General features: G+C 31.1%; 10 protein-coding genes and 2 pseudogenes. 9 read left to right on the top strand and 3 right to left on the bottom strand.

The genetic code is table 11. The annotated features are described in order from the left end of the window. From purT to ABWO04_RS06770, 5 genes and pseudogenes are all read left to right on the top strand, one after another. Positions 1 to 258 (top strand): annotated as a pseudogene (gene purT, locus ABWO04_RS06790) (phosphoribosylglycinamide formyltransferase 2); the annotation flags it as partial. Positions 259 to 261: 3 nt separating this feature from the next. Continuing rightward, a complete protein-coding gene (locus tag ABWO04_RS06785) occupies positions 262 to 405 on the top strand; it encodes a hypothetical protein (RefSeq protein WP_353078510.1) in 144 nt (47 codons plus the stop codon). Further along, complete coding sequence (locus tag ABWO04_RS06780; RefSeq protein ID WP_353078508.1) at positions 406 to 2,271, top strand: peptidase U32 family protein; 1,866 nt, start codon at positions 406 to 408, stop codon at positions 2,269 to 2,271. 9 nt (positions 2,272 to 2,280) lie between these two features. Then, the gene (locus ABWO04_RS06775) at positions 2,281 to 2,994 is read left to right on the top strand and encodes a pirin family protein (RefSeq protein WP_353078506.1); all 714 of its coding nucleotides are present in this window, start codon (positions 2,281 to 2,283) and stop codon (positions 2,992 to 2,994) included. A gap of 172 nt (positions 2,995 to 3,166) precedes the next feature. Next, entirely contained in the window at positions 3,167 to 3,379 is a 213-nt protein-coding gene (locus ABWO04_RS06770) for a putative antibiotic biosynthesis monooxygenase (protein ID WP_353078504.1), read from the top strand. Positions 3,380 to 3,432: 53 nt separating this feature from the next. On the opposite strand, the gene ABWO04_RS06765 is transcribed toward ABWO04_RS06770, so the two are convergent. Continuing rightward, on the bottom strand, positions 3,433 to 5,061 hold the full coding sequence (locus tag ABWO04_RS06765) for a hypothetical protein (protein WP_353078502.1): 1,629 nt from the start codon (positions 5,059 to 5,061) through the stop codon (positions 3,433 to 3,435). A 229-nt stretch (positions 5,062 to 5,290) separates the two neighbouring features. Between ABWO04_RS06765 and fabD the strand changes: the two genes are divergently transcribed. Then, positions 5,291 to 6,163, top strand: coding sequence for an ACP S-malonyltransferase (gene fabD / locus ABWO04_RS06760; RefSeq protein WP_353078500.1), 873 nt, complete (start codon positions 5,291 to 5,293; stop codon positions 6,161 to 6,163). 161 nt (positions 6,164 to 6,324) lie between these two features. Here fabD and galE read toward each other — a convergent pair whose 3' ends face one another. Further along, entirely contained in the window at positions 6,325 to 7,338 is a 1,014-nt protein-coding gene (gene galE, locus ABWO04_RS06755) for a UDP-glucose 4-epimerase GalE (protein ID WP_353078498.1), read from the bottom strand. 81 nt (positions 7,339 to 7,419) lie between these two features. Beyond that, complete coding sequence (locus ABWO04_RS06750) at positions 7,420 to 8,550, bottom strand: DegT/DnrJ/EryC1/StrS family aminotransferase (protein ID WP_353078496.1); 1,131 nt, start codon at positions 8,548 to 8,550, stop codon at positions 7,420 to 7,422. Positions 8,551 to 8,647: 97 nt separating this feature from the next. Between ABWO04_RS06750 and ABWO04_RS06745 the strand changes: the two genes are divergently transcribed. From ABWO04_RS06745 to ABWO04_RS06735, 3 genes and pseudogenes are all read left to right on the top strand, one after another. Continuing rightward, complete coding sequence (locus tag ABWO04_RS06745) at positions 8,648 to 9,901, top strand: 3-deoxy-D-manno-octulosonic acid transferase (RefSeq protein ID WP_353078494.1); 1,254 nt, start codon at positions 8,648 to 8,650, stop codon at positions 9,899 to 9,901. A 13-nt stretch (positions 9,902 to 9,914) separates the two neighbouring features. Further along, positions 9,915 to 11,666 (top strand): DUF4153 domain-containing protein, encoded by a 1,752-nt coding sequence (locus ABWO04_RS06740; RefSeq protein ID WP_353078492.1) that lies wholly within the window; start codon positions 9,915 to 9,917, stop codon positions 11,664 to 11,666. 16 nt (positions 11,667 to 11,682) lie between these two features. Next, positions 11,683 to 13,077: pseudogene (locus ABWO04_RS06735) on the top strand (S46 family peptidase); the annotation flags it as partial.

The raw sequence follows: 13,077 nt of genomic DNA, 5'->3' as shown, positions 1-13,077 counted from the left end.
ATTTTCGAAATTACACAAGAAAGAGCAGGAGCAAGTGCCGTAATTTTAGCTTCAGAAAATTCAAATCATCCAACTTTTACAGGAATTGAAAACGTAGCGTTTCAACCTAAAACAGACTTCAGACTTTTTGGAAAACCAACGTCTCGACCGTACAGAAGAATGGGTGTAACCTTAACGTATGATAATTTAAATACACCCATTGAAGAAATTGTTGAAAAAGCGAAAAAAATGGCTACCTTAGTACAAGTAAATAGTTAAAAAATGAAAAAAATAATTCTAATTGTGATAGGTTGTTTGGTTTTGGCTTCTTGTGGTCCAAGAAGATTAGGATGTGGTCCAAGAAGATGTGAAGTAAAAACCCCAACAATTATTACTTTAGATATACACAAAATACAAGTTTCATAAATGAAGAAGAAGATTGAAATTTTAGCGCCCGCAAAAAATTTAATTCAAGGAATAGCTGCTATCAATGCAGGAGCAGATGCCGTTTATATTGGCGCACCTTTGTATGGTGCTCGTTCAAATGCTACCAATTCAATTGAAGATGTTGCCGAATTAGTAAAATACGCACACTTATTTAACGCACAAGTTTTTGTGGTTATTAACACCATTTTGTACGATAATGAATTAGAATCTTGCCGTCAACTGATTTGGAAATTGTATCATATTAATGTCGATGCCTTGATTATTCAGGATATGGCAATAATGGAAATGGAATTACCACCAATTGTACTTCACGCAAGTACACAAGCCAATAATCGTGATGCGGATAAAATTAAGTTTTTAGCCGATGCTGGAATCAAACGTGTCGTTTTAGCACGTGAATTAAATTTAAGTCAAATTAAAGAAATCAGCGAAGCGTCTGATGTAGAATTAGAGTTTTTCGTTACGGGTGCATTATGTGTTTCATTTAGTGGAAATTGCTATATGAGTGTGGCAAACGGTGAACGTTCAGCAAACAGAGGTTCTTGTGCGCAAAATTGCCGTTTACCTTATAATTTAATTGACGGAAATGGCGATACTTTAATCAAAAATAGTCACTTGCTTTCTATAAAAGATTTTGATGTTTCCAATCAAATTCCAAATTTAGTTGAAGCAGGAATTTCTTCGTTTAAAATTGAAGGTCGTTTGAAAGATATCGTGTATGTGAAAAATAACGTATCTTATTTACGTCAGAAATTAGATGCTTTTTTAGCAGAAAATCCCGAAAAATATACCAAAGCTTCGTCTGGTAAATGCACGTATTCATTCGATTCTTCACTTGATAGAACCTTTAACCGTGGGTATACCGACTATTTTGTAAATGAAAGACATCAATCCATCGGTTCTTGGGAAAGTCCAAAATCGAAAGGACAATATATAGGAAAACTAATAAAAACAATTGGCAATTCGTACGAAATTGAAAACGGACATTTCCTAAATAATGGTGACGGATTGTGTTTTATTAATTCTGATAATGAAGCGGAAGGTATCTATGTAAATAAAGTGGAAAACGGAATCGTTTATCCAAACGTTTTAAAAGAAATTGCTGATGGAACGTTTATTTACAGAAATAACGATGCCGCTTTCATCAAAATTGTAGAAAGAGAAGACAGTGCGATTAGAAAAATAAGCACGACTTTAGTGCTAAAAGAAAACGAATCAGGTTTCGAATTAATTGCTACGGATGAAGATGGAAATGTGAGTATTTCTAAATTGGTTCACCAAAAAGAGCTTACTAAAAATAATGAATCTATAGCAGAAAATTTCAAAGTTAATTTAGCAAAAACTGGGTTTACACCCTATAATGCAGATGAAATTACGATTGAATTTTCTCAAAATTGGTTTTTGCCTATATCAAAAATTAACGAAATGCGAAGAACCGTTTTCGAACAGTTATCGGAAATTCGTTTAAATAATTATGTTCGAAAGGAGCATCAAATGATAAAAACATCACATCCTTATCCAGAAACTAAACTGGATTTTATGTACAACGTTTCTAATAAAACCGCTCGAAAATTTTACGAACGTCACGGAGTAACTGAAATTGAAAAAGCTTTCGAATTACAATGGGATCCAGGAAAATCGCGTGTAATGACTACCAAATATTGTATTAAATACGAATTGGAACGCTGCCCAAAATATCACCCAGAACATCGAGATAAAAAAGTAAAAGAACCTTTGGTTTTAAAACAAGGCGAATTAGAATACAAACTAAAATTCAATTGTAAACCTTGCGAAATGGAAATTTGGGAAAAAGATGCCGAATTTGAAATTGAAGACGAAGATTAATTCATACAAATGGAAAATATAGTTTTACATAAATCAAACACAAGAGGTCACGCCAATCACGGTTGGTTAAACGCTTATCATAGTTTCAGTTTTGCAAGCTGGTATAATCCAGAAAGAGTTCAATTCGGAGTGTTGCGCGTTTTAAATGACGACACAGTTGCTGCTGGAATGGGTTTTGGCACGCATCCACACGATAATATGGAAATTATTACCATTCCACTTGAAGGTGATTTAGCACATAAAGACAGTATGGGCAATGAATCGACTATTAAAACAGGCGATGTCCAAGTTATGAGTGCCGGAACCGGAATTCAACACAGTGAATTTAACCCAAATGCTGATTTACAAACAAAATTATTTCAAATTTGGTTGTTTCCAAAATTTAGAAATGTTGTGCCGCGTTACCAACAAATTACGCTTGATGTTGCCAAACAAAAAAATAATTTTGCTCAAATTTTATCACCAAACGAAGAGGATGAAGGCGTTTGGATTTATCAAGATGCTTGGTTTCATTTAGCTGATTTCGACAAAGATTTTTCTAAAACGTACAAAATAAAAAAAGAAGGCAATGGGATGTATGTGTTTGTGATTTCAGGAACAATTACGGTTAATGGTCAAGAATTAGAAACCCGAGATGGATTTGGAATTTGGAATTTTCAAAATTTGGATTTTGTAGCTACATCTGATGCGAAGTTTTTATTAATGGAAATTCCAATGGAATAATAAAAATAAAACACATAGGCACATAGAAAAAATTTTGAGTAATAAAGCATTGCTTGATAAAAGTTAGCATAACTATGTGTGAAAAATAATATTTTCTATGTCATCTTTCACAGAATTAAAAACTATGTTTCTATGTGTTTAAAATAAATCAATATATACAAATAGAAACACAATGAAACAACCACCTAAATGGAAATTTGCAATTATGGTATGGTTAGCCATTTATCCAACAATAACCTTAGTTAGTTTTCTAATTGGCGATACTATAAAAAACTGGCCTTTGCCATTAAAAACTTTACTAATGACTGGAATTTTAGTTCCGTTAATGGTTTTTGTTTTGCTTCCTTTATTAAGAAAGCTTTTAGGAGACTGGCTGCATAAATAAAAAAGAAAGGGAAACTTCTATTGAAATTTCCCTTTTTAAATTTATAGAATTTTTTATTTCTTTAAACTTATATTTTCAAATGTGGAAACATCCACAATTTCTTCCGTATCAATATCAAATGAAATTTTCACTCTATCTCCAACTGCAGTTAATGGCAATTGATTCGATATTTGTGAAGAACCTACAAAAATATTTGGATATTCTTTAACCGTAAAATAGTAAAAACTATTTCCGTTTTTTACATCGTTTTGAATTCTTAATATGGTAGATTCAACTACTTTTTTAGATGATTTGCTATCCACGTTTATTTTATTTCCAGAAGAATTAAATGCTGTTTTATAGGCGGTTAATGCTTCACGCATCGTATTTCCTGTTCCAACAATCGTATAATCTGAAATGGAAACCATAGCATACATTTTTACTAATCCGCCATTGTCTTTTAACGTCATTACATAAGTTGGAATGTTGTTAATGTTATACGGAATAGGCAACGACGCTACAAATCCTTTTTCTTGTACTTTTCCTTGTGCCGAACTTTGAGCGGCAAATTCGGTAGCACCACTTTGTTTGTAAAACGTAGTATGCTTGGTTCGCGTGTCAACTAATACAAAACCCACTGCAGATTCGTCTTTTCCTACTGATGTAATTCCTGTGTACCAATATGATTTGTTGTCTTTTCCGTACACTAAAGTTAAATCTTCTGTAATTTGAAGTTTGTTTTCATTTGAAAAATTCCAATATCCTTTTACGTATTCACCCCAATCATTTAATTGGTCTTTAATAAATGATATTGGTTGAATACGATCTACCCAAGTTGGAGTATTTTTAATATCATATTCTTTTATTTCTCCGTTTTGCGCATTTACAACCACAATTCCTGTGGCATCATTTCCAGAAAATCCCACTTGTTTTTTGTATTTGGTAACCACCCAAAAAGGCATTCCTGCGTCATCAATTTCAAAAGAAAAATCTGTTAAACCAACTGTGTTATATCCGTTAAAATACAAATAACGGTGCAAATTACTTTGAAAATAAGCTTCTTGTTGGTATTTTAAAAAAATAGGTTTTCCATTTACTTCTTGTACTAATTTAACATCTCTTTCATTGGTTGCAGAAACCATTACGTATCCTGTTGTTCCTTTTTGGTTATTTAGCCATTTAAAAAAACCAGAATGTTCTAATGGAGCAATCCAATATAATTTTCCGTTTACTTTCTGAATGAAAAATTCACCTAAATGTGCTTGACTTCCCAAAGCAGGTTGGGAACCTAATATTTTTTCTCCTAATAAATACGCTAAAGATTCATCTACAACTCGAATTTCATTCATAGAAATAGGTGCTATATGGTTGGTCAATTTATCGCCATTTTCTACTTTTCCAATTAAGTTTCTATAATCTTCACTTCTAAAAACAGGGTGCGATGTAAAAAAAGGCAATACAAATGCATATAAAACAGCAATACCAATAAGTAATGCAGGAATTTTCCAAAAAACTTGAATTGGTTTATAACTTTTTCCGTCGGCACTAATTGTAAATTTTGAAAACGTAAAAAATAATAACGCTGCAATAATTAGTAATAAAACCGTAATTCCGGAAAAGCCATAACTTATTACTGGAAGAGTAACGTAAAAAAAGAAAATCGTAATTAGTAGCACTAATACTAATGGTAGTATTTTTTTCATTTTATTTTGATTTAGATGTTGTAAATATTAGTCATTAATTTGATAAGATTGTTACAAAATAAGTATTTTTGTTTTTTTTAAACACATAGGCACATAGATTTTTAAATCGATTAGTTTCTAAATCAATAAATAAATCTTAGCTATGTGTTCTTGTATACTATTTAAAATTAAACTATAAACTATGTGTCTATGTGTTTTACGTAGCACATTAAACTTGAAACAAATAAATATGAAAGCATACATTTTTCCAGGTCAAGGCGCGCAATTTACCGGTATGGGTAAAGATTTATATGAATCATCAGCAGAAGCAAAACAATTATTTGAAAAAGCGAACGATATTTTAGGTTTCCGAATTACAGATATTATGTTTGAAGGAACCGCAGAAGAATTAAAAGAAACGAAAGTTACACAACCAGCGGTTTTTTTACATTCTGTAATTTTAGCTAAAACCTTAGAAAATTTTAAACCTGAAATGGTTGCAGGTCATTCATTAGGAGAATTTTCTGCTTTAGTTGCTAATGGTGCTTTATCTTTTGAAGACGCACTTTTGTTAGTTTCCAAAAGAGCTTTGGCGATGCAAAAAGCTTGTGAAATTACACCTTCGACTATGGCAGCGGTATTAAATTTAGAAGATAAAATTGTTGAAGACATTTGCGCTTCTATTGATGGCGTTGTTGTTGCTGCAAATTATAATTGTCCGGGGCAATTGGTAATTTCAGGCGAATACAAAGCTGTGGAATTAGCTTGCGAAAAAATGAAAGAAGCTGGAGCAAAGCGTGCTTTAATTTTGCCTGTTGGAGGTGCTTTTCATTCACCAATGATGGAGCCAGCAAGAGAAGAATTAGCTGCAGCGATTGAAGCAACACATTTTTCAACGCCTATTTGTCCGGTGTATCAAAATGTAACGGCAAGTGCGGTTTCTGACGCAAATGAAATTAAGAAAAATTTAATTATTCAATTAACCGCTCCAGTAAAATGGACGCAATCTGTTCAACAAATGATTGCTGATGGGGCTTCAAGTTTTACGGAAGTTGGACCTGGAAAAGTATTGGTTGGATTGGTAAATAAAATTGATAGAGAAGTAGAAACTATTTCGGCTTAATTGTTAATTAAGATAATAAAACATTAAGAAATTAAGGGAATTAAGTCTAAATGAAACTTAATTTCTTAATGGTTTAAAAGTTTCATTTCTTCTTTCAATTACTAAGGAAAATATTAATTTTAAAACGGGTTTTTGGTTGGTCATTTTATGAAATTGGCTATCTAACTTCTAATTTTCTGTTCCCATTTCCAAGCACTTGCCAAACTATCATCTAAACTTGATGCGGCTTTCCATCCCAAAATACGATTTGCTTTATCTGTATTGGCATACGCTTCAGTAATGTCGCCCTCTCGACGCCCTACAATTTTATAATTTAGTTTTTGACCAGAAACTTTTTCAAAAGATTGAATGACTTCTAAAACCGAACTTCCTTTTCCAGTTCCTAAGTTAAAAGTTTCAACGGAATCTATATTTTTTTTATTCAACAAACGCTGCATGGCAATAACATGTGCTTTTGCTAAATCTACTACATGAATATAATCTCTAACAGCTGTTCCGTCAGATGTTGGATAATCATTTCCGTAAACGGAAAGTTCTTTTCGTAACCCCATAGCGGTTTGTGTAATAAACGGCACTAAATTTTGAGGCACACCTAAAGGTAATTCGCCAATTTCTGCCGATTGATGGGCGCCAATCGGATTAAAATAACGTAGTAAAATTGCATTTAATGCACTTACTTTTGAAGTATCAGTAATAATTTCTTCACCAATTTGCTTTGTATTTCCGTAAGGCGACATAGCAGTTTGAATTGGTGCGTCTTCTGTAATCGGCATTTTTTCGGCTTGACCGTAAACCGTACAAGAAGAACTAAAAATAAAATTAGCAGCCGGTAATTTAGTAAGTTCTTGCAGAACATAAATTAAGGCACTAATGTTGTTTTCGTAATATAATAAAGGATTTTCGACACTTTCACCCACGGCTTTGCTTGCTGCAAAATGAATTACTCCAGAAATATCAGTATGTGTTTCAAAGAAATTTTGAACGGCCGATTTTTCTCTTAAATCGATAGATTCAAAAATTGGTTTTTTACCTGTAATGCGTTCAATTCCATCTAAAACTTCAATAGAAGAATTTGATAAATTATCAATTATAATTACATCAAAACCTTCATTTTGTAATTCTACAACGGTATGTGATCCAATAAAACCTAAACCACCTGTTACTACTATTTTCATTTATTTAAGATTATAGAATATAGATTATAGAATATAGATGTTACTGAAAGGTGTTTTCTCTATTTTCTATTTTCTATTTTCTTATTTCATATATTCTAAAACCGTGTCGGTAATAAATTTAATTTGTTCATCATCTAATTCCGTGTGCATAGGTAACGCAATCACTTCTTTACATAACTGATTGGTTACTGGAAAATCTTCATCTTTATAACGAGTATCAGTATACGCTTTCTGACTATGTAATGGAATTGGATAATAAATAGCACAAGGAATACCTTTTTCTTGTAAATGCGCTAATAATCCATCGCGTTTTCCATTTAAAATACGAATAACATATTGATGAAATACATGACAATCACAAGAATCACAAATAAAAGTCGCCCAAATGTTTGGGTTTTGACTTAAAGCCAAACTGTATTTTCTAGCGGCTTCTTGGCGTGCTTTGTTATAAGTATCAAGATATGGTAATTTAGCTTTTAAAACCCCAGCTTGAATACTGTCTAAACGTGAATTCACACCAACAACATCGTGATGGTATCGTTCATACATTCCATGATTTACAATTCCTCTAATAATGTGTGCTAAATTGTCATCGTTGGTATATATCGCACCACCATCGCCGTAGCAACCTAAATTTTTAGATGGGAAAAATGATGTAGCAGCCACATGACCAATGGTTCCCACTTTCTTTTTAGAACCATCTTTTGATGTATAATCAGCTCCAATGGCTTGCGCATTATCTTCAATTACATATAAATTATGTGCCTTGGCAATTTCCATAATCGCATCCATATTTGCTGCACGACCAAATAAGTGCACAGGAACAATGGCTTTTGTTTTTGGAGTAATCGCATTACGAATTCCTTCTAATGAAATATTCATATTATTCATATCTACATCCACTAAAACTGGAGTCAATTGCAATAAAGCAATCACTTCAACGGTTGCTGCGAATGTAAAATCAGCGGTTATGACTTCATCACCAGGTTGTAAACCCAATCCCATCATCGCAATTTGAAGCGCATCTGTTCCGTTAGCACAAGGAATTACGTGTTTTGCGCCTAAATATTTTTCTAAATCTGCTTGAAATTGATGTACTAAAGGACCATTTATGTAAGTATTGTTGTCTAAAACCTCTTGAATAGACGCATTTACTTCGTCTTTTATTTTTTCGTACTGACTTTTTAAGTCAACCATTTGTAATTTTTTCATCTTCCTAATCTAATTAAGTCAAGCAAAAGTAAGAAATTCTGCTTACATTTTTTGTGTTACATAAAAGAAACGTAATTTAGCGACATAAATTAGTACTATGTCATTTATTTATAACTTTATACTTCTTTTTGCTTCTCAGCTTTTAAAGATTTTGGCGCTTTTTAGTCCAAAATTAAACTTGTTTGTAGAAGGAAGAAAATCAGTTTTTGAAACTTTGAAAGACAATATTCAAGAATTTGATAAAACGATTTGGTTTCACGCAGCATCTTTAGGAGAATATGAACAAGGATTACCTGTTATTGAAAAAGTCAAAGAGAAATATCCGCAACATAAAATTGTACTCACTTTTTTTTCGCCTTCAGGTTATGAAGTGCGAAAAAATAATACTGTTGCAGATGTTACAGTTTATTTGCCTTTGGATAAGATTTCTAATGCCAAACAATTTTTAGATTTGGTACATCCGGAAAAAGTATTTTTTATCAAGTACGAATTTTGGCCGAATTATTTAACCGAACTTAAAAAAAGATCGATTTCAACGTATTTAATTTCAGGAATTTTTAGAGAAAAGCAACTCTTTTTTAAGTGGTATGGTGGTTTTTACAGAAAAGCATTGCAAACATTTACCAGTTTTTTTGTACAAAATGAATCTTCTAAACTATTATTACAATCTATTGGTTTTTCTAATGTAAGTGTTTCTGGCGATACCCGTTTTGATAGGGTAGTGACCATTTTAGAAAAAGACAATTCTTTAGATTATATAGCACAATTTAAAAATAATCAAACTACAATTGTAATTGGAAGTAGCTGGCCAAAAGATGAAGAATTATTAATTCAATATATTGAGTCGGCACCACAAAATGTAAAATTTATTATTGCACCACATAATATAAATCATAATCAAATTTTAAATCTCAAATCTAAAATTTCAAAGAAAACACTATTATTTTCCGAAAAAGAGGAGATGCTGAAACAAGTTCAGCATGACAATTTAGCAGATTTTCAAGTTTTTATAATTGATACAATCGGAATATTAACTAAGATTTATTCTTACGCAGATATTGCCTACGTTGGAGGTGGTTTTGGAAATCCAGGTGTACATAATCTTTTAGAACCCGCCACTTTTGGAATTCCTATTGTTATTGGTCCTAATTATTCACACTTTGCAGAAGCTACTGCTTTAGTTGGTTTAAATGGTTGTATTACTGTAAAAAATCAATCAGAATTAAATGATGCGTTCAACTTGTTACTACAAAACGAGGAAGAACGATTAGAAAAAGGTCACATTTGTAGTACATTTGTTCAAATGAATAAAGGGGCTACGGAACACATATTGAGTAATATAAAAATTTAAACTTTTAATAAAAATGAAAAACAGAATCACATTGCTTTTTGGAAAAGTTAAACAATTATTTATAAATTATCCTTTTGTTTTATTAATGTCTTTAGCGTTTGTAATAACTGTGATTTATGGTATTGAATATGAACCAAAAAAAGAATCTGCATTTCTACTACTTAAGTTAGGACTCACATTTTCACTTGGTATTTCTTTGCAATTCGCATTGAAAATACTTTCTCAAAGAATTAAAAACGGAATTGTCTGGCAACTTTTAGGATTTGTGTTTTTAATAATATATTTCTTTATTTTTCCAAAAAAGGAGGAGGATTTTTCTGGATTTTATGTTTTTATAATTATACCAACATACATACTTTCGCATTTGCTTGTTTCTTTTGTAGCCTTTATAAAGAAAGAAACATCCGAACTTAATTTTTGGCAGTATAATAAAAATTTATTTGTCAATTTGTTTTTAACAGCTGTATTTACTGGCGTGTTAATTGGTGGTGTAGAACTTGCTATTTTAGCTGTTGAAGAACTTTTTAATTTTGATTTTGATGGTAAGTTGTACGCTGATACTTTTTTTGCTTTAGGAATTTTTGGAAGTACTTTTATATTTTTGCTTTTTAACGAATCGGGTCTTGATTATTTAGAAAAAGAAGGTAAGTATCCTGTAGTATTAAAGTTTTTCACACAATTTATTTTAATACCACTTTTGATAATATATGTTGTCATTTTGTATTTCTATTGCGCAAAAATTGTAATTAATTGGCAATTACCTAGAGGCTGGGTATCTTACTTAGTTTTAGCTTATTCAATAGTTGGAATTTTCGCATTATTGTTGGTACACCCTTTAAAAGAATTGAAATTAAAATCTTGGATTTTAATTTTCAGCAAATTATTTTATTACACTTTAATTCCTTTAATTATTTTATTGTTTGTTGCTATTTTTACTAGAGTACTTCAGTATGGCTATACAGAGGCAAGATATTTTGTTTTGTTAATTTCATTATGGCTAACAATTCTTGTATTATATTTTGTGTTTTTCAAAAAAGCTACGATTAAATTTATTCCAATTTCATTATTTGTTTTTGGGTTATTTGCCTTAATTTTCCCGTATTTAAATGTTTTTTCAGTTTCAATTAGAAGTCAAGAAAATGAATTAATTGAAGTTTTGAAAGAAAATAATTTGTTAGTTAACAATAAAATTAATTTCGGAAAACAAGTTACAGACTCTATTGCAAATAGCGTAGAGAATAAATTAGAATTTTTAAGCGAACGATTTGATGATGAATTCATTGAAGTATACTTGGATGCTGAAACAGTTAAAAAATCTAAAACAAATAAATATTGGTATACCAATCTTTTTTTAAATATTACTCATAACCAAAATCAAAAAAACAATAATTATTTCTTAAGAATTTCTTCAAACAAAAAAATTATAAACATCAAAGATTATCAATTTGTAATTAATAATAATCAGTATGACGGTAATATTGAAACTGAATTAAACAACGATAAAATTTCAATTACTGAAAATTATGGGTCATCATCTTTTGAAATTAAAATTAATGAAAAATCAAAAGACATTTTGCCAATTTTAAAAACCAAATTTTTTAACAAGTATAAAAATGCTTCTGACGATGTTTTTGTTGATGATTTATCCATTGAAGTCATTGTAGATAAATATAAAGTTAAAGTGGTATTTGGTTCTATAGATTGGAATAAAAATTTAAATTCTTTTAATTACGGTAACATAATCTATTTAATAAAGACAAATTAATATAAACTATTATCCTATGAAATTTTTAAAATTATTTTTAGTATTATTTATCGTTCAAACTCAAGCCCAACAAGGCGGTATGTGGATTCCTTCTTTGTTGCAAGGTATGAATGAGAACGAAATGAAAGCTTTAGGTTCTAAACTTACAGCAGAACAAATTTATTCTATAAATAAATCATCTTTAAAAGATGCCGTTCCTCAATTTGATGGCGGTTGTACAGCAGAAATGATTTCTTCTAAAGGGTTGTTATTAACCAATCATCATTGTGGATATGATAACATACAAAATCATTCTACAGTGGAACACGATTATTTAGCCAATGGTTTTTGGGCGTATAAAATGGAAGAAGAACTTCCAAACCCTGGAGTTGTTGTTACTTTTATTGTAAAAATTGATGATGTTACCACAAAAGTATTTGAAGGTGTTGCGGCTTTAACTTCTGAAGCAGAAAAGCAAAAGAAAATTCAAGAAAATATTGCAACATTGAACAAATCGTATGTAAGAGAAGCTTGGCAAGATGTTTTAGTACGATCTTTTTATGATGGAAATCAATATTTATTATTTGTTACAGAAAACTTCAAAGACATTCGATTAGTAGGTGCGCCGCCAAGTTCTATTGGGAAATTTGGTTCGGATACTGACAATTGGGTTTGGCCACGTCATACGGGAGATTTTTCTTTATTCAGAGTTTATGCGGATAAAAATAATCGTCCAGCAGCCTATTCAAAAGACAACGTGCCTTACACGTCTAAACACTTTTTCCCAGTTTCTGCAAAAGGAATCCAAGAAAACGATTTTACAATGGTAATGGGGTATCCTGGAAGAACTACTGAATATTTACCATCTTATGCCGTGGAGCAAATGGTAAACGATTTAAATCCAGCTCGAATTGAAGTTCGTGATGCAGCTTTAAAAGTTCAAGATGGTTTTATGAGAAAAGACCAAGCGATTAAAATTAAATATGCTTCAAAATATGCCGGAGTAGCCAATTATTGGAAAAAATGGATAGGTGAGCGCAAAGGTTTAATTAAAGCCAATGCAGTAGGTGCAAAGCAAGTTTTTGAAAAGGACTTAACAGATAAAATTATCAAAGCTGGAAAACAAGCAGAATATGGAAATTTATTATCTGATTTCGCAACAAATTACGCTGCTATTAAAGAGTATGCTATTGCAAGAGATTATTATACCGAAGTAGTTTTAAGAAATACCGAAATTTTATCTTTTGGATACCGTTTGTTTCAATTAGAGCAAGTGTATTATTCAAAAGGTGAACAAGCATTTAATGATAGAAAAAAGAATTTAATTGAATCTTTTTGAACCTTTATATAAAGATTTTAATGCACAAGTTGATGAAAAAGTGTTCGAAAAATTAATAGCTATTTATAGTAAAAAATCACCGCAACAATTTTT

Source organism: Flavobacterium sp., assembly GCF_040382755.1.
Classification (GTDB): Bacteria; Bacteroidota; Bacteroidia; order Flavobacteriales; family Flavobacteriaceae; genus Flavobacterium.
The sequence above is the reverse complement of the archived record's forward strand: the minus strand, read 5'-3'. Positions and strand labels throughout refer to the sequence as shown.

What these genes read in the sequence shown, in the direction of transcription:
- ABWO04_RS06785 (WP_353078510.1), top strand. Translation starts at nt 262, where the DNA reads ATGAAAAAAATAATTCTAATTGTGATAGGTTGTTTGGTTTTGGCTTCT.
- ABWO04_RS06780 (WP_353078508.1), top strand. Translation starts at nt 406, where the DNA reads ATGAAGAAGAAGATTGAAATTTTAGCGCCCGCAAAAAATTTAATTCAA.
- ABWO04_RS06775 (WP_353078506.1), top strand. Translation starts at nt 2,281, where the DNA reads ATGGAAAATATAGTTTTACATAAATCAAACACAAGAGGTCACGCCAAT.
- ABWO04_RS06770 (WP_353078504.1), top strand. Translation starts at nt 3,167, where the DNA reads ATGAAACAACCACCTAAATGGAAATTTGCAATTATGGTATGGTTAGCC.
- ABWO04_RS06765 (WP_353078502.1), bottom strand. Translation starts at nt 5,061, where the DNA reads ATGAAAAAAATACTACCATTAGTATTAGTGCTACTAATTACGATTTTC.
- fabD (WP_353078500.1), top strand. Translation starts at nt 5,291, where the DNA reads ATGAAAGCATACATTTTTCCAGGTCAAGGCGCGCAATTTACCGGTATG.
- galE (WP_353078498.1), bottom strand. Translation starts at nt 7,338, where the DNA reads ATGAAAATAGTAGTAACAGGTGGTTTAGGTTTTATTGGATCACATACC.
- ABWO04_RS06750 (WP_353078496.1), bottom strand. Translation starts at nt 8,550, where the DNA reads ATGAAAAAATTACAAATGGTTGACTTAAAAAGTCAGTACGAAAAAATA.
- ABWO04_RS06745 (WP_353078494.1), top strand. Translation starts at nt 8,648, where the DNA reads ATGTCATTTATTTATAACTTTATACTTCTTTTTGCTTCTCAGCTTTTA.
- ABWO04_RS06740 (WP_353078492.1), top strand. Translation starts at nt 9,915, where the DNA reads ATGAAAAACAGAATCACATTGCTTTTTGGAAAAGTTAAACAATTATTT.